General features: G+C 71.5%; 23 protein-coding genes. 11 read left to right on the forward strand and 12 right to left on the reverse strand.

What is annotated here, in order from left to right:
• Positions 1-5: 5 nt before the first annotated feature.
• The 3 genes from ACZ7D7_RS00925 to ACZ7D7_RS00935 all read right to left on the reverse strand — a co-directional run bounded on the left by ACZ7D7_RS00925 (position 6) and on the right by ACZ7D7_RS00935 (position 3735).
• Positions 6-1028, reverse strand: a complete 1023-nt coding sequence (locus ACZ7D7_RS00925) for an AAA family ATPase (protein WP_470821314.1) — start codon at positions 1026-1028, stop codon at positions 6-8.
• Positions 1029-1147: 119 nt separating this feature from the next.
• Positions 1148-3244 (reverse strand): VMAP-C domain-containing protein, encoded by a 2097-nt coding sequence (locus ACZ7D7_RS00930; RefSeq protein WP_470821315.1) that lies wholly within the window; start codon positions 3242-3244, stop codon positions 1148-1150.
• Positions 3241-3735, reverse strand: a complete 495-nt coding sequence (locus ACZ7D7_RS00935; protein WP_470821316.1) for a CU044_2847 family protein — start codon at positions 3733-3735, stop codon at positions 3241-3243. The genes ACZ7D7_RS00930 and ACZ7D7_RS00935 overlap by 4 nt, the downstream gene beginning before the upstream one ends.
• Before the next feature lie 194 nt (positions 3736-3929).
• Here ACZ7D7_RS00935 and ACZ7D7_RS00940 point away from each other — a divergent pair, with 194 nt between their 5' ends.
• Entirely contained in the window at positions 3930-4109 is a 180-nt protein-coding gene (locus tag ACZ7D7_RS00940; RefSeq protein WP_028420339.1) for a DUF6104 family protein, read from the forward strand.
• An 80-nt stretch (positions 4110-4189) separates the two neighbouring features.
• Here ACZ7D7_RS00940 and ACZ7D7_RS00945 read toward each other — a convergent pair whose 3' ends face one another.
• Positions 4190-5023 carry a hypothetical protein gene (locus ACZ7D7_RS00945; protein WP_470821317.1) on the reverse strand — a complete coding sequence of 278 codons (834 nt, stop codon included), beginning with the start codon at positions 5021-5023 and terminating at the stop codon, positions 4190-4192.
• Between the two features lie 236 nt (positions 5024-5259).
• Between ACZ7D7_RS00945 and ACZ7D7_RS00950 the strand changes: the two genes are divergently transcribed.
• Both ACZ7D7_RS00950 and ACZ7D7_RS00955 read left to right on the forward strand, forming a co-directional pair.
• Positions 5260-6207, forward strand: a complete 948-nt coding sequence (locus ACZ7D7_RS00950) for a DUF4097 family beta strand repeat-containing protein (protein WP_470821318.1) — start codon at positions 5260-5262, stop codon at positions 6205-6207.
• A 1-nt stretch (position 6208) separates the two neighbouring features.
• Positions 6209-7243 (forward strand): PadR family transcriptional regulator, encoded by a 1035-nt coding sequence (locus ACZ7D7_RS00955; RefSeq protein ID WP_470821319.1) that lies wholly within the window; start codon positions 6209-6211, stop codon positions 7241-7243.
• Between the two features lie 49 nt (positions 7244-7292).
• On the opposite strand, the gene ACZ7D7_RS00960 is transcribed toward ACZ7D7_RS00955, so the two are convergent.
• The 4 genes from ACZ7D7_RS00960 to ACZ7D7_RS00975 form a co-directional block, all read right to left on the reverse strand.
• Entirely contained in the window at positions 7293-7856 is a 564-nt protein-coding gene (locus ACZ7D7_RS00960) for a Clp protease N-terminal domain-containing protein (protein ID WP_470821320.1), read from the reverse strand.
• Positions 7856-8065 (reverse strand): HTH domain-containing protein, encoded by a 210-nt coding sequence (locus ACZ7D7_RS00965; RefSeq protein ID WP_250075886.1) that lies wholly within the window; start codon positions 8063-8065, stop codon positions 7856-7858. Before ACZ7D7_RS00965 ends, ACZ7D7_RS00960 begins: the two co-directional genes overlap by 1 nt.
• A 97-nt stretch (positions 8066-8162) precedes the next feature.
• Positions 8163-9128, reverse strand: coding sequence for a zinc-binding dehydrogenase (locus tag ACZ7D7_RS00970; protein WP_470821321.1), 966 nt, complete (start codon positions 9126-9128; stop codon positions 8163-8165).
• Between the two features lie 202 nt (positions 9129-9330).
• Positions 9331-10560: an NAD(P)-dependent malic enzyme gene (locus tag ACZ7D7_RS00975; protein ID WP_470821322.1), complete on the reverse strand. Its 1230-nt coding sequence runs from the start codon at positions 10558-10560 to the stop codon at positions 9331-9333.
• A gap of 688 nt (positions 10561-11248) precedes the next feature.
• Here ACZ7D7_RS00975 and ACZ7D7_RS00980 point away from each other — a divergent pair.
• Genes ACZ7D7_RS00980 through ACZ7D7_RS00990 form a run of 3 tightly spaced genes read left to right on the forward strand, consistent with a single transcriptional unit; the run spans position 11249 to position 13986 of the window.
• Entirely contained in the window at positions 11249-12208 is a 960-nt protein-coding gene (locus tag ACZ7D7_RS00980; protein ID WP_470821323.1) for an ABC transporter substrate-binding protein, read from the forward strand.
• Between the two features lie 30 nt (positions 12209-12238).
• Positions 12239-13180 (forward strand): amino acid ABC transporter permease, encoded by a 942-nt coding sequence (locus ACZ7D7_RS00985; protein WP_470821324.1) that lies wholly within the window; start codon positions 12239-12241, stop codon positions 13178-13180.
• Entirely contained in the window at positions 13177-13986 is an 810-nt protein-coding gene (locus tag ACZ7D7_RS00990) for an amino acid ABC transporter ATP-binding protein (protein WP_470821325.1), read from the forward strand. The genes ACZ7D7_RS00985 and ACZ7D7_RS00990 overlap by 4 nt, the downstream gene beginning before the upstream one ends.
• An 80-nt stretch (positions 13987-14066) precedes the next feature.
• On the opposite strand, the gene ACZ7D7_RS00995 is transcribed toward ACZ7D7_RS00990, so the two are convergent.
• Positions 14067-14837, reverse strand: coding sequence for a class I SAM-dependent methyltransferase (locus ACZ7D7_RS00995; protein ID WP_470821326.1), 771 nt, complete (start codon positions 14835-14837; stop codon positions 14067-14069).
• 112 nt (positions 14838-14949) lie between these two features.
• On the opposite strand from ACZ7D7_RS00995, the gene ACZ7D7_RS01000 reads away from it, so the two are divergent.
• Positions 14950-15579 (forward strand): CGNR zinc finger domain-containing protein, encoded by a 630-nt coding sequence (locus ACZ7D7_RS01000; RefSeq protein WP_470821328.1) that lies wholly within the window; start codon positions 14950-14952, stop codon positions 15577-15579.
• Here ACZ7D7_RS01000 and sodX read toward each other — a convergent pair.
• The gene (sodX, locus tag ACZ7D7_RS01005; protein WP_470821329.1) at positions 15483-15917 is read right to left on the reverse strand and encodes a nickel-type superoxide dismutase maturation protease; all 435 of its coding nucleotides are present in this window, start codon (positions 15915-15917) and stop codon (positions 15483-15485) included. The genes ACZ7D7_RS01000 and sodX overlap by 97 nt on opposite strands.
• A 146-nt stretch (positions 15918-16063) precedes the next feature.
• Here sodX and sodN point away from each other — a divergent pair, with 146 nt between their 5' ends.
• The 3 genes from sodN to ACZ7D7_RS01020 all read left to right on the forward strand — a co-directional run bounded on the left by sodN (position 16064) and on the right by ACZ7D7_RS01020 (position 17444).
• Positions 16064-16459: a superoxide dismutase, Ni gene (sodN, locus tag ACZ7D7_RS01010; RefSeq protein ID WP_010040396.1), complete on the forward strand. Its 396-nt coding sequence runs from the start codon at positions 16064-16066 to the stop codon at positions 16457-16459.
• 154 nt (positions 16460-16613) lie between these two features.
• Positions 16614-17006: a helix-turn-helix domain-containing protein gene (locus ACZ7D7_RS01015; RefSeq protein WP_470821331.1), complete on the forward strand. Its 393-nt coding sequence runs from the start codon at positions 16614-16616 to the stop codon at positions 17004-17006.
• A 9-nt stretch (positions 17007-17015) separates the two neighbouring features.
• Positions 17016-17444, forward strand: a complete 429-nt coding sequence (locus ACZ7D7_RS01020; RefSeq protein ID WP_470821333.1) for a VOC family protein — start codon at positions 17016-17018, stop codon at positions 17442-17444.
• Between the two features lie 17 nt (positions 17445-17461).
• On the opposite strand, the gene ACZ7D7_RS01025 is transcribed toward ACZ7D7_RS01020, so the two are convergent.
• Entirely contained in the window at positions 17462-17665 is a 204-nt protein-coding gene (locus ACZ7D7_RS01025) for a hypothetical protein (protein WP_470821335.1), read from the reverse strand.
• An 80-nt stretch (positions 17666-17745) separates the two neighbouring features.
• Positions 17746-18330: a dihydrofolate reductase family protein gene (locus tag ACZ7D7_RS01030; protein ID WP_470821337.1), complete on the reverse strand. Its 585-nt coding sequence runs from the start codon at positions 18328-18330 to the stop codon at positions 17746-17748.
• A 143-nt stretch (positions 18331-18473) separates the two neighbouring features.
• On the opposite strand from ACZ7D7_RS01030, the gene ACZ7D7_RS01035 reads away from it, so the two are divergent.
• The gene (locus ACZ7D7_RS01035; protein WP_470821339.1) at positions 18474-19064 is read left to right on the forward strand and encodes a TetR/AcrR family transcriptional regulator; all 591 of its coding nucleotides are present in this window, start codon (positions 18474-18476) and stop codon (positions 19062-19064) included.
• The last annotated feature ends 37 nt before the right edge of the window (positions 19065-19101 follow it).

Consider the following 19101-nt stretch of genomic DNA (forward strand, 5'->3'; position numbering starts at 1 on the left):
GAACGTCACCTCGGGCGGTCGAGCCGCTGGATGAGCAGATCGGCGAGCCGGTCGCGGCTGGGCGGCGCGGCGGCGTCCGTGAGGTAGATCGCGTTCAACAGCTGGTCCGTCGCGAGGAGTTCACTGCGGGACCGCTCCAGGAACCGGCCGATCAGATCGTCCCCCGCGCGTGCCGCCTCGTCGCCGAGGTGGGCGCGTACGAAGGTGGCAAGCCGGTTGTGGTCGGGCCGGCCCAGCTCCAGGTGGATGCACCTGCGCATCAGGGGCGCGGGGAAGTCCCGCTCGCCGTTGCTGGTGAGGACGACGAACGGGAAGGCGTTGCAGCGCACCCGGCCGTCGCGCACCTTGACCTTGACGCCGTCGGCGGTGAGGACCTCGGCCTCGCCGTCCGGCAGCCGGTCGGCGATGCGCTCCAGCTCGGGGATCGCGAACTCGCCCTCCTCCAGCACGTTGAGGAGGTCGTTCGGCAGGTCGATGTCGCTCTTGTCCAGCTCGTCGATGAGCAGCACGCGCGGCGTGTCCGAGGGCAGCAGCGCGGTGCCGAGCGGCCCGAGCCGGATGTAGCTGCCGATGCTCTCGGCCGCGCCCGGCGTGCCGGCCGCCGTTCCCGCGGCGCCCTGGGCGGCGATCTGCACGTCCTGGAGGCGGGCGATGGCGTCGTAGTGGTAGAGGCCGTCCTGGAGTGTCGAACGGCTGACGATGGACCAGCGCAGCACGTTGCCCAGGCCCAGTTCGTACGCCACGGAGTGGGCCAGGGTGCTCTTGCCGGCGCCGGGGCTGCCGGTGACGAGCAGGGGGCGGCGCAGGTAGAGCGCCGCGTTGATCATCTCGAGTTCCTCGGCGCCCGGCCGGTGCAGTTCGGCCAGGTGCCGGTGCGCGCCGAGCCTGCGGTCCTCGGAGCCGTCGCCGGTGCCCGCCGCGTCCCGGCTGGAGAAGTCCCGCCACGGGGGCGGGGCCGGAAGCCGCTCGATGCCGTCGTGGGGTTCGCCGGCGCCGCGGTAGATGAGCCACTCACTGGATTCGGTCATGATCCGGTCCTCGTCGTCACTCGTCCGCTGGGCTTGGGGCGGCCGTCCGAACGTGCTTCACCGTATCGATCCTTGGGGGTGCCTGATAAGAGGCGGGCGTACAAGGTGGCAGGTTGGGGTCAAGGAGCCTCCAGCAGGTCACCGCCGGGCAGCGGCTGGTGCGGATCGTCGTAGAGCAGCGCTATGCCGTCGGCCCAGTAGGTCTCCGGGCGGCCCGAGCGCAGCCGCATCCGCAGATGGTGCACGGCCTCCGGCAGGCGGTGCGCGCTCGGCGGGTTCGCGATCTCGTCGAGGGTGCCGCGGTGGAACTCCCCGCAGACGGCGTGGGGTTGCGCGCGCCGGCGGCGCCAGAGGGCGACTCCGTAGCCGCCGCGCACGATCCGGGCGAGTGCGGCGGCGTCGTCCTCGTAGCGGTGGTCGCCGTAGCGGCACAGCACCGGCACGGTGCCGTGGGACAGGCTGCGCAGTTGCTCCACGGTCGGCACGGGTTTGCGCAACCCGTCGTCGCAGTCGAGGACTTCGGCCTTCGCCCGGTGCGTGTGCAGCCAGCGCCAGCGCGCCCGGCGTTCGTCGTCGACGTCGTACGGGTCGCTGTCGAGGCGGTCGAACTCGTCGTCCTCGGGCAACTGGTCGCGGTCGGAGCAGCGCAGCACGACCGGCCGCAGCGCGCCCAACGGCGGTTCGTCGGGGTGCGGTTGCCAGGCGTCGACGTCGAGGCCGAGCAGCGGGTGCGGCACGGCGACCTGGAGGACGGCGGGCCGGCCCGGTTCGTCGCAGCGCCGGAAGGCCTCCGCGAGGGGCGCCGCCATGAGGGCGGGCAGGGCGTCCAGCGGGGCGCGTTCGCCGTCGCGCAGGCGGACGACCTCGCCGTCGGCGGCGGTGACGGACACCGACCAGTCGCAGCGGTCCGGCTCCCAGCCGCGCTGCACCAACTCCACCAGCACGGACGGCCGTACGCCACCCGGGCCGTGCTCCCGCTCCCGTTCCCGTTCCCGGGCTTCGCGGGGGCGTCTGCGCTCCTGGAGCAGCGCGTCCCACTGCCCGGCGAGCTTGTGGCGGTAGCGGGCGTCGAGGCGCTGCGCGGACTGCCGCACCCAGTCCCACAGGGCCTGTTCGGCCTCCGGCGTGCCGGGGGTGACGAAGGGGCGCTCGGCGGACAGCGCGCCCATCGCGTAGTCCAGTACGAGCCGGAGCGCGCCGTCGTCGCGGACGCTCTCGTACAGCGCGCCGAGACCGTCGCGCCAGCCGCGCGGTGCGGGCACGGGAACCGGCGCCTGGAAGTCCGGCAGGTTCTCGAGGATGGCGAGCAGGCCGTAGTTGCTGACCGGCGGCGGCAGGTCGGCGAGCCGGCCGAGCAGTTGGATCCGCTCGTCGGGGCTCAGGGTGCGCCCGGGCCGCGCGCCGAGCTGGCTCTGCACGTCCACCCAGGTCTGCCGCCGGGTGTCGGGGTTGCGCTGCCGGTCCCGGTGGTATCGGTCGTGGGCGTGGAAGACCGCCTGGTACGGGTCGGTGTGCTCGGCGCCGACGGCCTCGGTGGGCACGGGCAGCGTCCGCAGCTGTTCGAGTCCGGTGGAGGTGCCGCCCCGCGCGTGGTCGGAGCGGGACTTGAGGACGCCGATGACCTCGCCGCGCACCGGGTCGATCACCGGGCCGCCGGAGACGCCGTACGGCAGGTCGTTCTCGCCCAGCCGCATCTGGACGTCCGCCGACCAGCCGCCGATCGTGCCCTGCACGGCGAGCGTGCCGTCCAGCGCCCGGAGCCGGCCGTCCATGACCGTCCAGCCCGCGTAGAGGACCTTGCCCTCGCCGTAGTACGCGGCCGGGCGCTCGGAGACGTACACGCACTCGTGGTCGACCGGCTCGCTCAGCTGGACGAGCGCGAGGTCCGGGGCCGGCCAGTTGCCGGGCACCGCGGCGGCGCCGTCGGGCAGCGTCGACACCACCCTGCCGGGCACGGCGGACGTGCCGCGGCCCGGAGCGGACTCGTAGACCACCGCCACCTCGCCCCCCTCCCCGCCGCAAGCCACGTGTGCGCAGGTCAGAACCCAGTTCGGGGCGACGAAGAAGCCGCTGCCGAGGAACGTCCCGGGCTCGTCGAGGGCATACCCGACGCCCGGCCGATGAATGCGCACGGTCGCCGCCATCACGAGTCCACGCAGCGCACGGCGGGCGGCATCCAGGGCGCTCGATGCGCCCGGGGCGTGCCCGTCCGTCATGCCCCGCCCCCGGCCGCCGTGCCGTCGGCGCCGCCGTGCCCCGGAGCGCCGGGAGACGCGCCCGTGCGGCCCGCGCCGGGTGGTGCGCCCCCGGGCTCGGCGTCGTCGTCGGCGCGGGCGGCCGGTACGGCGGGCGCGCCGGGGTCGGGCGGTCCGCCGTTCCAGGTGAGGGTGACGGTGATGCCGGTCTTGGCCTCGCCGTCGGCGAGCAGGCCGACGACCTTGCCCGCCTTGGCGGTCAGCTCGATGCCGAACTGGACGCTCACCTCGTCGGGCCGCACCGCGCGCAGCGGCTCCGCGAGGGACCGGGCGACGCCGGTCACCAGCGCGTTCAGGCTCTCGACGCTCGCCTCGACCCGCTCGGCGAACCCGGTGTCGGAGTACGACAGCTCACCAGGTGTCGCCAGCTCCTCCGACCCCGAGATCCGGGCCCACACCGGCGTCCCGTCCGGCAGCGCGATGCGCGCCACCCGTGTCACGTCCTGCCCCATGGAACTCCCCCGTTCCCCCACGGCCCCCGGGCGCCCCACCGGGCGCACCGCTGCCTGCGCCTATCCTTTTCTTGTCTTCCTTCACGCCTGTCGGAAAGACGACGAAAGACCCCATCTCTTCTTCCCGCAGGAAACAGGGTCCTTCCCGCCCGGGACGCTCCCTACCCCTGCGCCGACCCCACGGAGCACGATCCATGTACTTCACCGACCGCGGCATCGAGGAGCTGGAGAAGCGGCGCGGCGAGGAAGAGATCACCTTCGAGTGGCTCGCCGAGCAGCTGCGGACCTTCGTCGACCTGAACCCGGACTTCGAGGTTCCGGTGGAGCGGCTGGCCACGTGGCTGGCGCGCCTGGACGACGAGGACGACGAGTAGGACGAGTTGGACGTCCCCGGTCAATGCGGGGACCGCGTCCGCCCTTCACCGCGCGGCACGACGCGGCGACCGCCCGCCTCTCACCCGTGCGGCCAGGGCGGCTCGTACGCGAGGCCGAGCGCGCCGTGGGCCAGCAGCAGCGCGCCGGCCGCGGTCCAGCCGCCGCTGCGCCGCCGCAGGCCCCAGGCGGTGAGCGGGACGCCCGCGGCGACCTGGGCGAGAGCCAGCGCGCGGGCGGGCGGTCCGCCGGCGGGCGGCAGCCAGGTGCGCAGCCGGCCGGTGCCGAGTTCGCGCGCGGTGTCGCGCGGTCCGGCCGGTTCGACGGGCCGGGCGTCCGGCGTGGCGCGGGCGGCCTCGTGAAGGCGGTCGGCGGGTTCGCCGGGGGTGAGGCCGGCGGGCAGTTCGACGCCCGCGCGCGTGAGGACGGCGAGCAGGCCCCGCATGCGGGCGCGCGCGTCGGACGCGGGGTCCGGTTTCGTCAGCCGGTCGAGGGACTGCACGTCCAGGACGGGGTCGAGCCCGAGGCGGGCGGCGAACGTGTGCATCGCCTCCTCCTCGCCGGCCGGAGTGCCGTTGGTGAGCCAGACGTAGCCGACGGGGCGGCGGAAACCTGCGGCCAGGGTGTAGCCGGCCCGGTCGGCGTCCCACCACAGGGCGAGGGCGGGCCAGGACGCGCCGACGGCGAGAGCGGTGACCCAGCCGGCCACCACGCGGTCGACGGGTTCGCCACCCGTGAGCCAGGGCCTGCCCTCCGGCACGAGGACGCTCCACTGGTCGCCGGCTCCGGTGAGCTGCATCCGCTCACGCAGCAGGAGGGCGACCGGCGCCACGGTGCGGGGTTCGGCCCGGCACAGCAGCGGGGCACCTGACGTGGGGCCGCCGGCTCGGCCGGCCTGGAACGCGTCCGTCGACATGACCACACGCTAGGTCATTTCGTCCCGCTCTCGCCCGTTTCATACCCTCGACGCCGCACGCGCCGCACGCGCCGCAGCACCCCTGCCCCCGGCGACCACGGCGGGCTCCGTCACCAGAACGGGTGCCTTGACTTTCCCTCACCGCGATATATCGTGAATGACACAGGACGCGATATGGCGTGTCGAGTTCTCTCCGGCCGCCCGTGCGGTCCGGTTCGACCCAGGAGGTCTGCACCATGTCCGAGTGGTCCGTCACGGAGCCCGAAAAGCTCACCTTCGACGACCCCGTGAGGGAGCTCCAGGTACGCGTCGTCAACGGAACGGTGAACGTCGTGGGGACGGACGAAGGTTCCGCCCGCCTGGAGGTCACCGAGATCGAGGGCCCGCCCCTGGTCGTGACCCAGCGGGGCGGCACGCTGACCGTGGCGTACGAGGACCTGCCCTGGAAGGGCTTCCTCAAGTGGCTGGACCGCAAGGGCTGGCGGCGCAGCGCCGTGATCTCCCTGGCCGTACCCGCCGACACGCGCGTGGAGGTCGGCGTGGTCGGCGCCGCCGCCGTCGTCTCCGGCGTCCGGGGCCGGACGGTCGTCAAGGGCGTCACCGGCGACACGACACTCGTCGGGCTGTCCGGCCCGGTGCGCGCGGACACGGTCTCCGGGAACCTGGAGGCCCAGGCGGTCACGGGCGACCTGACCTTCCACTCCGTCTCCGGCGACCTCACCGTCGTCGAGGGTTCGGGCCGCTCCGTGCGGGCGGACTCGATCAGCGGCTCCATGATCGTCGACCTCGACCCGGACGGCCCGACCGACGTCGGCCTGACCAGCGTCTCGGGCGAGATCGCCATCCGACTCCCGCACCCGGCGGACACCGAGGTCGAGGCCAACTCCGCGAGCGGGACCATCTCACACGCCTTCGACGGCCTCCGGACCGAGGCCCAATGGGGCGCGCACAAGGTCACCGGCCGGCTCGGCGGGGGCAACGGCAAGCTGCGCGCCACCACCGTCTCCGGTTCCATCGCCCTGCTGCGCAGGCCACCCGGGGAGGACGACCCGTGGGACGCGGATCCGGGCCCGGCAACCGCCCCCGCGGGCGAGCCGCGGCCCGGCCCGGAGGACAATTCCGCTTCCGGCACCGGCGCCACCGACGCCCCGGCCGACGGCACGACCGACAAGAAGGTGCTCTGACATGCCTCCCGTCTTCGCCCACGGACGCCTCCGTCTCTACCTGCTGAAGCTGCTCGACGAGGCCCCGCGCCACGGCTACGAGGTGATCCGCCTCCTGGAGGAGCGCTTCCAGGGGTTGTACGCGCCCTCGGCCGGCACCGTCTACCCGCGCCTGGCCAAGCTGGAGGCCGAGGGCCTGGTCACCCACACCACCGAGGGCGGCCGCAAGGTCTACTCGATCACGGACGCCGGCCGGGCCGAACTGGCCGACCGCAGCGGCGAACTGGCCGACCTGGAACTGGAGATCCGGGAGTCCGTGGCCGAACTCGCCGCCGAAATACGGGCGGACGTGCGCGGTGCCGCCGGCGACCTGCGCCGCGAGATGCGGGCAGCGGCCACCCAGGCACGGAACGGCTCGGCCGGGCCCGGCGGCAAGGGCACCTCCGCGGCGGACTTCCCCGGCCTCGGCGACCCGGAGGCCTGGCGCGCCGCCAAGGAGGACATGCGCCGCGTCAAGCAGGAGTGGAAGGAGCAGGCCAGGCGCGCCAAGGACGAGAGCCGCCGGGCCCGCGAGGAGGCCCAGCGGGCGCAGCGCCAGGCCAAGGAGACGCAGGAGGAGATGCAGCGCATCGCCCGCCGCGTGCAGGAACAGGTCCAGGACCACTTCGCCCGGGGCGACTGGCCGACCGGAGTGCGCGAGGGCCTGTCGGAACTGGTCAAGGAGTTCGGCGAGTTCGGCAGGGACCTCGGCAAGGACCTCGGCCGCGACTTCACCACCGGCCGGCCGACGGGCGGCGCCGGACGTCCACGCCGGCAGCCGGAGTACTCCGACACCCCGGAGGACTTCCCGGCGGGCTACGAGCCGGCCTGGGCCCACGAGGCGCCCACCGGCGACCCGGCACGCGACCTCGACCGCCTGCTCGACCGCTTCCGGGACGACATCCGCGACGCGGCCCGCGACCACGGCGTGACGGACGACCAGCTCCGTGACGCCAGGCGCCACTTGTCGACGGCGGCGGCCCACATAAGCGCGATGCTGCGCACGCCGAAGTCCTGACCCCGGGCCGACCGGTTCCGACGGCGGGGTGACGGCCGGCCCGCCGGCCCTACCCCGCCTTGGCCTCCCCCGTCCCGTGGAGCACCCGCGTCACCGACTCGTGGGTCACCCCGTGGTCGGCGAGAACCTCCGCGGGGACACCGGGGCGGGCGGTCAGCGCCAGCAGGATGTGCTCGTCCCCGATGTGCCGGTCACGGCGCGCGAGGGCGATGCGCAGGGACTTCTCCAGGATGTCCTTGGCGTCGCGCCCGAAGGTGCGCCGCCCCGACCACCACCCCTTGTCCTTCCGGTCACCGGTCATGGCACCGACCCCGTGCACCTCCTCCACGCGGGCGACGATCTCCGCGACGTCGATCCCCAGCCCCGCGAGGGCCTCGGACTCGGCCTGGGACAGACCGGCCCGCCGCCGGGCCTCGGCCAGCGCCCGCCGTACGGAGTCCCGGCGTTCGGCGAGCCCGAGCGCGGCAAGGGCGAAGGAGGCGCGACTGCCCTCCCGGTCCAGCAGGGCGAGCAGCATGTGCTCCGCACCGACGCAACCGGCGTCGGCGGCGTCGGCATGCTCGCCCGCTCCCTTGACGACGGCGCGGGCGTCCTTCGTGAACCGTTCGAACATCAATGCCTCCCGTACTTCTTGTGCACGGCCTGCCTGCTGACGCCGAGTTCGGCGGCGATCTCCTGCCACGACCAGCCCTGGTTGCGCGCGTTGCGCACTTGGACGGCCTCCAACTGCTCCAACAGCCTCCGCAGCGCGGCGACGGCCCGCAGCCCCACCCGGGGGTCACGATCACCGGCCCGCTCGGCAAGATCAGTGGCTTCACTCATGACGTCAACCTACGTTGACACCATGTTCGCCGTCAACCACAGTTGACAAAAAGGCGGCCGGCCCGAAACCGGGCCGGCCGCCAGGACGCGTCGATCCTCAGGAGTTGGTGAGCACGATCTTCCCGAACTGCCCGCCCGCCTCCATGCGCTCGAAGCCCTCCCGGGCCCGGTCCATGGGCAGCACCTCGTCGATCACGGGCCGGACACCGGTGGCGGCGCAGAAGGCCAGCAGGTCCTCCAGCTCGTCCTTGGTCCCCATGGTGGAGCCGACGACCTTGAGTTCGAGGAAGAAGATCCGCGTCAGCTCCGCGTGCGAGGGCCGGTCGCCGCTGGTCGCGCCGGAGATGACGAGGGTGCCGCCGGGGCGCAGCGACTTCACGGAGTGGGACCAGGTGGCGGCGCCCACCGTCTCGATGACCGCGTCGACCCGCTCCGGCAGCCGGGCCCCCGGCTCCACCGCGGCCACGGCGCCGAGTTCCTCGGCACGCTTCCGCTTGGCCTCGTCCCGGCTGGTGGCGTACACCCGCAGGCCCGCCGCCCTGCCGAGCACGATCGCGGCCGTGGCGACACCACCGCCCGCGCCCTGCACGAGCACGGAGTCACCGGGCCGCACGCCGGCGTTGGTGAAGAGCATCCGGTACGCGGTCAGCCAGGCCGTCGGCAGACAGGCGGCCTCCTCGAAGGACAGTTCCTTCGGCTTGGGCAGCACGTTCCACGTCGGCACGGCGACCTGCTCGGCGAAGGTGCCCTGGTAGCGCTCCGTGAGGATCGAGCGAGGCTCCCTGGGGCCGACGCCGTGACCGGTCTGCCCGATCACGGAGTGCAGGACGACCTCGTTGCCGTCCTCGTCGACGCCGGCGGCGTCACAGCCGAGGATCATCGGCAGCCGGTCCTCGGGAAGGCCGACGCCGCGCAGGGACCAGAGGTCGTGGTGATTGAGGGAGGCGGCCCTGACATTGACGACACTCCAGCCGTCCCTGGCCTCCGGGGCGGGGCGCTCCCCCAACTCCAGGCCGGAGAGCGGCTGGTCGCGGTCGATTCGGGCGGCGTAGACAGCGAACATGCCCCGACCATAGATTCCGCGCCGCACCGAAGGAACCACGGCCCCGTGTGACACACGCCCTCTTGCCAACCCCCACCCCGCCCCACCCCATCCGGCGCCCGCCACCACGACCCACCCGAACGGCGCAAACCCGGGGCAGCGAAATGGCCCCGCCCGAACCCGGACAGGGCCATTCACCCGGCCGACGGCCGGCAGCGTCACCTCAGCGGCGGGCGACACCCTCCGCCCGCGCCGCGGCGGCGACCGCGGCGGTGACGGCCGGGGCGACCCGGTCGTCGAACGGCGACGGAATCACGTAGTCCGCGGCGAGATCGTCACCGACGACAGCGGCCAGCGCCTCAGCGGCGGCCAGCTTCATGCCCTCCGTGATCCGGGACGCCCGCACCTGGAGCGCGCCCGCGAAGATGCCCGGGAACGCCAGCACGTTGTTGATCTGGTTCGGGAAGTCCGACCGCCCGGTGGCCACGACCGCCGCGTACTTGTGCGCGACGTCCGGGTGCACCTCGGGGTTCGGGTTGGCCATGGCGAACACGAACGCGCCCTCGGCCATGGACGCCACCGCCGGCTCCGGCACCGTACCGCCGGAGACGCCGATGAAGACGTCCGCGCCGGCCAGGGCCGACTCCAGCGACCCGGTCAGCCCGGCCTTGTTCGTGAACTCGGCGAGCTCCCGCTTCACGGCCGTCAGGTCGTCCCGGTCCCGGGAGACGACACCCTTGCGGTCGGTGACCGCGACGTCCCCGATCCCGGCCTCGACCAGCATCTTGGCGATGGCGACACCGGCCGCGCCGGCCCCGGAGATCACCGCGCGCAGCTCACCGAGCGCCCGCCCGCTCAGCCGCGCCGCGTTGCGCAGGGCGGCCAGCGTGACGACGGCCGTGCCGTGCTGGTCGTCGTGGAAGACCGGGATGTCCAGCTGCTCCTGGAGCCTGCGCTCGATCTCGAAGCACCGCGGCGCGGAGATGTCCTCGAGGTTGACGCCGCCGAACGAGGGCGCGAGCCGCACCACCGTCTCGACGATCTCGTCCACGTCCGTGCAGTTCAACGCGATCGGCACCGCGTCGACACCGCCGAACTGCTTGAAAAGAATCGCCTTCCCCTCCATCACCGGAAGGGAGGCCTCGGGCCCGATGTCCCCGAGCCCGAGGACGGCCGTACCGTCCGTCACCACCGCCACGACCGACGACTTCCACGTGTAGTCGTGGACGAGGTCGGGCTGGTCGGCGATCGCGCTGCACACCTTCGCGACGCCGGGCGTGTAGGCCAGGGACAGGTCGTCCTTGTCACGGACCGGCACGGTGGCCTGCACGGCCATCTTGCCGCCGCGGTGCAGAGCGAACGCCGGGTCGAAGGAATCGAGGGGCTCGGCCCCGCCGTCCTGCTCGGTACTGACGTCGCTGTCGCTGCGAGGATTGACGATCTCCGCTGCCACTTCGTTTTACCCCTTAAGTGTTCATGGTTTGAGGGTTTGATGCCGTCCCTGGTGAGGGACGGGCGGGCACCGCGCGAGGCCCTGACCGTTGGTGCGTACGAGCCAAGCGCGACGGGCGCGCCGCACACGCGCCCTGAGCCCCGGATGAGGGGTGTAAAGAACCTTCTTACCGGACGGACACGGCCGCCGACGAGTCCATTCGGTCCAAGGTCACATGACGAACTCGTGCCGGAGTCGTGTCCGCCGAACGGGGGACGCCACCTGCACGGATGTTCGTGACATGCCTCATAGGCGCACATCGGACAAGCTAGTCACCGGCGCTTGACAAGCGCTCGAGCCGCCGACTCCACCGGGCAACCATCGTCCAAATCCTGAGATACGCCGCAGATCTTCCGGCCGGAAGGGCAGATTCCCGTAAAGGTTCGGTCGGGATGTACCGACCTGGTGGGGTTCGGGGGTCACCCGTTATCCGATTTTGACATGGCGGGCCCCCTGAATGGCGCAGTCCGAATGGCAAGATGCCGTAATCACACGAGGTCGCGACACTCGAAGGTGTGTGTCCAGGTCGGCAGCACGTCGACCCCTCGTCGTGCTCCTGTCGACACGCGTCGACCACGGCGACCGCCGAGCCCATCGACGGTCGTCCGCCCCCATCGGCAACTCCACCCATCCGCCGGAGGAACCCACCATGGCCGCAAGCTCCACCCGTCGTACGACCGCCGCGCACTCCCGGCTAGCAGCGGTAGGTGCGATCGCGGTCGCAGGCACCCTGCTGCTCACCGGATGCGGTGACCAGACCAAGAGCAACGGCTCGGGCGACGAGACCGCGAAGACGACCGCGGCCCCGCTGGCCGACAAGCTTCCGCAGTCGATCCGGGACAAGGGCGTCGTCAAGGTCGGTTCCGACATCGCCTACGCCCCGGTCGAGTTCAAGGACGGCTCCGGCAAGACGGTCGGCATCGACCCGGACCTGGCCGCGGCCATGGGCAAGCAGCTCGGCGTCACGTTCGAGTTCGAGAACGGCACCTTCGACACCCTGATCACCGGCCTGCGCTCCAAGCGGTACGACATCGCCATGTCCGCGATGACCGACACCAAGGACCGCCAGGAGGGCATCGACTCCGACACCGGCAAGAAGGTCGGTGAGGGCGTCGACTTCGTCGACTACTTCACCGCGGGTGTCTCGATCTACACCAAGAAGGGCGACGACCAGGGCATCAAGACCTGGTCCGACCTGTGCGGCAAGAAGATCGTGCTCCAGCGCGGCACGGTCTCCGAGGACCTCGCCAAGTCCGAGTCGAAGAAGTGCCCGGCCGGCAAGAAGATCGCCATCGAGTCGTTCGACAACGACCAGCAGGCCCAGACCCGCCTGCGCGGCGGCGGCGCCGACGCCGGTTCGTCCGACTTCCCGGTCGCCGCGTACGCCGTGAAGACCTCCGGCGGCGGCAAGGACTTCCAGCTGGTCGGCGAGCAGGTCGAGGCCGCTCCGTACGGCATCGCGGTCGCCAAGGACAACACCGAGCTGCGGGACGCCCTCAAGGCCGCTCTGGACGCCATCATCAAGAACGGCGAGTACCAGAAGATCATGGAGAAGTGGGGCGTCACGGCGGGCGCCGTCAAGGAAGCCACCATCAACGGCGGCAAGTGACCGCGCGAGCGGCACTGAAAGGCAACACCCGTGACTGCTGACATCGACAAGACGACGGGACCGGCGGACACGCCCCCGGCCGGAGCGGAGGCCATCAAGGCCATCCCGGTCCGGCACTACGGGCGCTACGTCTCCGCCGTCGTCACTCTGGCCCTGCTGGCCGGAGTCATCTACGCGTTCTCCCAGGGCAAGATCAACTGGGGCACGATCCCGGACTACTTCTTCGACGACCGGGTCCTCGGCGGCGTCGGCAAGACGCTCCTGATGACCGTCCTCGCCATGACGATCGGCATCGTCGGCGGCATCCTGCTCGCCGTCATGCGGCTGTCGAAGAACCCGGTGACCTCGTCGATCGCGTGGTTCTACATCTGGTTCTTCCGCGGCACCCCGGTCCTGGTGCAGCTGGTGGTCTGGTTCAACCTGGGCCTGGTCTTCGAGTACATCAACCTCGGGCCGTTCTACAAGGACGAGTGGTCGGACTTCATGACCCCGTTCCTGACGGCGCTGCTGGGCCTCGGCCTCAATGAGGCGGCGTACATGGCGGAGATCTGCCGCGCCGGCCTGCTCTCCGTCGACGAGGGCCAGACCGAGGCGTCGCACGCGCTCGGCATGAGCCACTCCAAGACGCTGCGCCGGATCGTCATCCCGCAGGCGATGCGCGTGATCGTGCCGCCGACGGGCAACGAGGTCATCAACATGCTGAAGACGACCTCGCTGGTGTCGATCGTGCAGTACTCCGAACTGTTCCGGGTCGCCCAGGACATCGGCCAGACCTCCGGCGCCCCCGCCGAGATGCTGTTCCTCGCGGCGTCCTGGTACCTGCTGCTGACCTCGGTGTTCAGCGTCGGCCAGTACTACCTGGAGCGCTACTACGCCCGAGGCTCCAGCCGCCAGCTGCCGGCGACCCCGTGGCAGAAGGTCAAGGCGAACATGCTGACCCTTTCCAGCCGTTCGAAGGGAGGCGTGGCATGAGCGAGCAGCTCGGCAAGACGGACGCCGCCCCGCAGCAGGACACCGCCACCCCCATGGTGAAGGCCGAGGGCGTCCACAAGTCCTTCGGCCCCGTCGAGGTCCTCAAGGGCATCGACCTGGAGGTGAGGACCGGCGAGGTGTTCTGCCTCATCGGCCCCTCCGGCTCCGGCAAGTCGACCTTCCTGCGGTGCATCAACCACCTGGAGAAGATCAACGCCGGCCGGCTGTACGTCGACGGCGAACTGGTCGGCTACCGCCAGAAGGGCGACAAGCTCTACGAGCTGAAGGACACCGAGGTCGCCCGCAAGCGCCGCGACATCGGCATGGTCTTCCAGCGCTTCAACCTGTTCCCGCACATGACCGCGCTGGAGAACGTCATCGAGGCGCCGGTGCAGGTCAAGGGCGTGAGCAAGGCGCAGGCCAAGGAGCGCGCCCGGGAGCTGCTGGACCGTGTGGGCCTGGCCGACAAGGCCGGGAACTACCCCTCGCAGCTGTCCGGCGGCCAGCAGCAGCGCGTGGCGATCGCCCGTGCGCTGGCGATGGACCCGAAGCTGATGCTCTTCGACGAGCCGACCTCGGCGCTCGACCCGGAGCTGGTCGGTGACGTCCTGGACGTCATGCGCGACCTGGCCGAGTCCGGCATGACGATGGTGGTCGTCACGCACGAGATGGGCTTCGCCCGCGAGGTGGGCGACAGCCTGGTCTTCATGGACGGCGGCGTGGTGGTCGAGTCCGGCAACCCGCGCGACGTGCTGACGAACCCGCAGCACGAGCGGACGCAGTCCTTCCTGTCGAAGGTCCTCTGACGGCGGTCGGAGACCCACCGGCGGCAGTCGTGAAAAGGGGCGGTACGGGCATCCCGTACCGCCCCTTTCGCGCGCCCGGCCTACTTCAGCGCGAGCAACAGCGTGTCCGCCGGCGAGGACCAGACAGGCCTGACCTCGGTGAAGCCCTTCTCGCGCAGCACGCGCGCGTGCCACGCCGGGGAGGGCATGTCGCCGTCGGCGTGCTCGCCGTAGATCTCGTAGCGGCGGGCGGTCGGCGCGGCGAGGACCGGGTCCTTGGCCGCGAGCTGCCACCATTCGGCCCAGTCGAGGGCGCCGTCCCGCTTGGCCTGTTCCATGCGGGCGTGCCGCTGGGCGCGCTCGGCCGCGTTGATCCGCGGGGTCGACTCGTCGATCATGTGGTCCGCGTTCATGAAGACACCGCCGTCGCGGACGAGTTCCGCGACCCGACCGTAGAGGGCCGCGAGGGGTTCGCTGTGCAGCCAGTGCAGGGCCGTGGCGGTCAGGACGGCGTCGTACGCGTCGTGCGGCAGCCGGGTGGGCCAGTCGGGGTCCTTCAGGTCGGCGGTGACGAGGGTGACCCGGTCGTCGCCGGCGAACGTGCCCTCCGCGATGGCGAGGAGCGCCGGGTCGAGGTCGACGCCGGTGCTGGTGGCGTCCGGGAACCGCGCGAGCAGCCGGGCCGTGATACTTCCCGTGCCGCACGCGAGGTCGAGCACGCGCGGTGCGGGGCCCACCAGGGCCTCCACCATGTCGAGCATGGCCCGGAACCGTTCCTCGCGGTCGGGCATGTACCACTCCTGCTGCCGGTCCCAGCTCTGCTGCCAGGCGTGCCAGTCGGCGCCGGTCGTGGTGGTGTCCGCGTCCGTCATCGAGCCCCTCCTCGCGTCCGTCACGCAATCCCTCGAAGTAATACCCTGTAAGCACGATCGTCTGTTACCCGACCGCAGGCACGACCATAGAGCCCCACCGTAAGGACTACAAGTGGAACTGGCCTATTACTCGGATTACGCCGTACGTCTCGTCAACACCGAGGAACCGGCGCGGGGCAAGGACTCCCTGACCTCGATCCAGGCCGTGCGTGACCTGTTCGTCGGCAATGCCTCGGCGGCCCGCCGCGCCACCGACGCGGACGTGACCCGGTTCCGCTCGGTCCGCGGCCGGCTGCGGTCGGTCTTCGAGGCGGCGGACAAGGGCGACGAGACCCTCGCGGTGGACCTGCTCAACTCGCTGCTGCTGGAGTTCCCGGTGAGCCCCCAGATCTCGGGGCACGACTTCCGCGACGACGACGGCCGCCCGCTGTGGCACATGCACCTGGCGGACCACCCGTCCAACGCGACCGCCGGCTACGCCGCCATCGCGGCGATGGGCCTCGCCTTCCACCTCACCGAGTACGGCGTCGACCGCCTCGGCCTGTGCGAGGCGGCGCCGTGCCGCAACGCCTACCTGGACACGTCGACCAACCGCTCCCGGCGCTACTGCTCGGACCGCTGCGCGACCCGCGCCAACGTGGCCGCCTACCGCGCCCGCAAACGCCTGGAGGCCGACCGGTCGGAGAAGACGGGCCTGGCCGCCGAGAGCGCCCAGCGCAGCAGCGCGAAGGGCGAACGCTGACCGGAGCCGCGCGGCCGGTACCGCAACCGCACCCGGCCCAGAACCAGTTCCTCCGGGACGACCCCGTAGTCGGTGCTGTCGCCGCCCGCGTACGCGTTGTCGCCGAGCACCCACCAGCCGCCCTCGCGCCGCTCGACGGCACGCTTCACGACGAGCAGGTCCTGCTGGAAGGGATGGCGCAGGACGACGACGTCACCCGGACCGATCCGCGCGCCCCAGTGCACCAGGAGCCGGTCCCCGTGGCGCAGCGTCGGCACCATCGACGGACCGGTCACCTCCGCGGGTCCCCACGGCAGCAGGCCCTTCGCCCGCTCGGTCTCCTGCGACAGCTCCGGCATCACCCGGCACCTCCCCGGTTCTTCCTCCACCAGTCTCAGTCTCACCCTGGACTTTTGTCCTAAGCCCAAGGGGGCACTCGCGAAAACCCCTCCCCCACGGAGTAATGTCCCCTGTGAGAAGACGATCACGAGGAAGGAAACGCTTCATGCTTTCCCGCCTGTTCGCCCCCAAGGTGAAGGTCAGCGCGCACTGCGACCTGCCCTGCGGCGTGTACGACCCGGCCCAGGCCCGCATCGAGGCGGAGTCGGTCAAGGCCATCCAGGAGAAGATGGCCGGCAACGACGACCCGCACTTCCAGGCGCGTGCCACCACCATCAAGGAGCAGCGCGCGGAGCTCGCGAAGCACCACGTGTCCGTGCTGTGGAGCGACTACTTCAAGCCGCCGCACTTCGAGAAGTACCCCGAGCTGCACCAGCTGGTCAACGACACGCTGAAGGCTCTCTCCGCCGCGAAGGGGTCCACCGACCCGGCGACGGGCCAGAAGGCGCTGGACTACATCGCCCAGATCGACAAGATCTTCTGGGAGACGAAGAAGGCCTGACGCACGGTCGGCCGTTGTCCGGTCGGCGATCGGTGCACCATCGCGGACCCCGGGCTTCCCGAAGGGGTCCGGCCGGATCACCCTCCGGCCGGGCCCCTTCGGCGTTCGTCCACAGGCCCTGACCGCCGGGCGGGCGTCGTGCCATGCTGATGGGGTGAGTGTGGAGGACCTGGTCCGGCTGCGGCGGGCACGCGACCGGATGGACCGTGAGTACGCGGAGCCGCTGGACATCGCCGAGCTGGCGCGTACGGCGCTGATGTCGCCGGGGCACTTCCAGCGCAGCTTCCGCGCGGCGTTCGGCGAGACGCCGTACGGCTATCTGATGACGCGCCGGGTCGAGCGCGCCAAGGCCCTGCTCAGACGGGGCGACATGACGGTGACCGAGGTGTGCGTCGCGGTGGGGTGTACGTCGCTGGGGTCGTTCAGCTCCCGTTTCACGCAGCTGGTCGGGGAGACGCCGAGCGCGTACCGGGCCCGCCCGCACGAGGTGGGCGCGGCGATTCCCCCTTGCGTGGCGCGGACGTTCACGCGGCCGAGACGGGCGTAGCGTGCCGCCATGACCGACAAGACCGATGTGAAACTCGCGCAGTGCTTCATCGCCGTCGACGACCACGACAAGGCGCTGGCCTTCTACCGGGACGTGCTGGGCCTGGAGGTCCGCAACGACGTCGGTTTCGAGGGCATGCGCTGGGTGACCGTGGGCTCGCCCCTGCAGCCGGACGTGGAGATCGTGCTGGAGCCCCCGGCGGCGAACCCGGACGCCTCCCCCGCCGACCGCCAGGCGATGGCGGAGCTGCTGGCCAAGGGCATGCTGCGCGGCGTCATCTTCACCACCGAGGACTGCGACGCCCTGTTCGCCCGGGTCCGCGAGGCGGGCGCCGACGTGATCCAGGAACCGATGGACCAGCCGTACGGCGTGCGCGACTGCGCCTTCCGCGACCCGGCGGGGAACATGCTCCGTTTCCTTGAGCGGCCGGCCGCGTGAACGCCGGGTAGCCGGGTTCAGGACCTCTTCACGACGTGCCTGCCGTGCCGCTCCCGGTGCTCGGCGGGCTCGGTCTCCTCGGCCGGGTACGCCTCGCACTTGGGGTTCTGGCAGGGCCCGGCGACCCAGAGCGGGACCCATGCGCCCAGCGTCTTGTGGCGCCGGACGACCTGTTCGACGGCCTGTCCGCAGACGGGACAGGCGTACTTCTCGCTGTCCATGCCCCCAGGGTAGGCCGCGGGGGCCGCCCGCGCCCCCTGCCGTACGCGGTGTTTGTCCGCGGGCCCGCCCCCTTCCCGCGTCAGCGTTGCCTGCTGTACGTCCGGACGACGGCGCCGTTGCCGAAGGTGCGCGTCGACCCCAGCGCGAACCGCGTGATCTCGAACCCGGAGCCGAACATCGGCATGCCGGTCCCCATGACGATCGGGTAGGTCTTGATGACGAGTTCGTCGATCTCGTCGATCAGCTGCCCGGCGACGTCGGAGCCGCCGCACAGGTAGATGTCGAGCGCGCCGTCCTCCGCCTTGAGCTCGCGGACCTTGCCCACCAGGTCGTCCGCGATGATCTCCACGTTCGGGTCGGGCGATGCGCCGAGCGTCCGGGAGGCGACGTATTCGCGCAGGTGGGCGTAGGGGCTGGTGATGCCTTCCTTGAGGGCGAGGTCGTAGCTGGCCCGGCCCTGGATGAGCGTGTCGAACCGCTTGTTGGGCAGGTCGTCGACCCCGAGCGCCCGGCGGCCCTGGGTGGGCACGGTCTCCGGGTATTCCGCGAGGAGGAACTGCAGGAACTCCTCGTCGACGTAGGGGTACATCGCCGCGGCGTCGCCGTCCGGGCCGCCGATGAACCCGTCGACGGAGCAGGCGATGAAGTAGCTGAGCTTTCGCAAACCGGCCTCATTCCGTAGGCTGCGAGCCGTGAACCACTCCAGTTGTAGTACTTCGACTGTAGTGGTTGCAAGTGAGTTTGCGAGGTTCTCGCGGACGGACGGCAAGTGGGAGAGGAGATTCCAGATGGTGGAGGAGATTCCGCATGGCCGGTAATCCCGAGCGGCGCAGAGCACTGGTGGACGCGGGCATCGAACTGCTGGCACGCGAGGGCGCGCGCGGGCTGACGTTCCGCGCGGTGGACGCCGAGGCCGGAGTGCCCGTGGGCACCGCCTCCAACTACTTCACCGGGCGGGACGACCTGCTCCGCCAGATCGACGCCCGGCTGCACGTCCGGCTCGCGCCCGACCCCGAGGCGCTCACCCGGCGCATGGCGGCGCCCCGGGACCGCTCACTGGTCGCCGCGCTCATGCACGACCTGATGGACCGGGCGATCCGCGACCGCACCGGCTATCTCGCCCTGCTGGAGATGCGCCTGGAGGCCACCCGGCGCCCCGAACTGCGCGCCTCCTACACCAAGTCGCTGCGCGGCGACCTGGAGGAGGGCATGCGCTTCCACCGGGAGGCCGGTCTGCCCGGCGGCGACGAGACGGTCGCCCTGCTCTACGTCTCCATGCTCGGCCTGATCCTGGAGCACCTGACCCTGCCGGGCGTCCTGGAGGACGTACTGCCGGGGGTGACCGTGCCGGACGGGCTGGTGGAGCGGATCGTGGCGACGGTGGTACCGGAGGAATGACAGCGGGGACGGAGGGGATGGTCGTTGGCGCGGAGGG

The sequence above is a fragment of the Streptomyces sp. NPDC037054 genome (genome assembly GCF_055606745.1).

Bases quoted from the DNA above. Each gene is read 5' to 3' on its own strand.
- ACZ7D7_RS00925 (WP_470821314.1), bottom strand. From the start codon at position 1,028: ATGACCGAATCCAGTGAGTGGCTCATCTACCGCGGCGCCGGCGAACCC.
- ACZ7D7_RS00930 (WP_470821315.1), bottom strand. From the start codon at position 3,244: ATGACGGACGGGCACGCCCCGGGCGCATCGAGCGCCCTGGATGCCGCC.
- ACZ7D7_RS00935 (WP_470821316.1), bottom strand. From the start codon at position 3,735: ATGGGGCAGGACGTGACACGGGTGGCGCGCATCGCGCTGCCGGACGGG.
- ACZ7D7_RS00940 (WP_028420339.1), top strand. From the start codon at position 3,930: ATGTACTTCACCGACCGCGGCATCGAGGAGCTGGAGAAGCGGCGCGGC.
- ACZ7D7_RS00945 (WP_470821317.1), bottom strand. From the start codon at position 5,023: ATGTCGACGGACGCGTTCCAGGCCGGCCGAGCCGGCGGCCCCACGTCA.
- ACZ7D7_RS00950 (WP_470821318.1), top strand. From the start codon at position 5,260: ATGTCCGAGTGGTCCGTCACGGAGCCCGAAAAGCTCACCTTCGACGAC.
- ACZ7D7_RS00955 (WP_470821319.1), top strand. From the start codon at position 6,209: ATGCCTCCCGTCTTCGCCCACGGACGCCTCCGTCTCTACCTGCTGAAG.
- ACZ7D7_RS00960 (WP_470821320.1), bottom strand. From the start codon at position 7,856: ATGTTCGAACGGTTCACGAAGGACGCCCGCGCCGTCGTCAAGGGAGCG.
- ACZ7D7_RS00965 (WP_250075886.1), bottom strand. From the start codon at position 8,065: ATGAGTGAAGCCACTGATCTTGCCGAGCGGGCCGGTGATCGTGACCCC.
- ACZ7D7_RS00970 (WP_470821321.1), bottom strand. From the start codon at position 9,128: ATGTTCGCTGTCTACGCCGCCCGAATCGACCGCGACCAGCCGCTCTCC.
- ACZ7D7_RS00980 (WP_470821323.1), top strand. From the start codon at position 11,249: ATGGCCGCAAGCTCCACCCGTCGTACGACCGCCGCGCACTCCCGGCTA.
- ACZ7D7_RS00990 (WP_470821325.1), top strand. From the start codon at position 13,177: ATGAGCGAGCAGCTCGGCAAGACGGACGCCGCCCCGCAGCAGGACACC.
- ACZ7D7_RS00995 (WP_470821326.1), bottom strand. From the start codon at position 14,837: ATGACGGACGCGGACACCACCACGACCGGCGCCGACTGGCACGCCTGG.
- sodX (WP_470821329.1), bottom strand. From the start codon at position 15,917: ATGCCGGAGCTGTCGCAGGAGACCGAGCGGGCGAAGGGCCTGCTGCCG.
- sodN (WP_010040396.1), top strand. From the start codon at position 16,064: ATGCTTTCCCGCCTGTTCGCCCCCAAGGTGAAGGTCAGCGCGCACTGC.
- ACZ7D7_RS01020 (WP_470821333.1), top strand. From the start codon at position 17,016: ATGACCGACAAGACCGATGTGAAACTCGCGCAGTGCTTCATCGCCGTC.
- ACZ7D7_RS01025 (WP_470821335.1), bottom strand. From the start codon at position 17,665: ATGGACAGCGAGAAGTACGCCTGTCCCGTCTGCGGACAGGCCGTCGAA.
- ACZ7D7_RS01035 (WP_470821339.1), top strand. From the start codon at position 18,474: ATGGCCGGTAATCCCGAGCGGCGCAGAGCACTGGTGGACGCGGGCATC.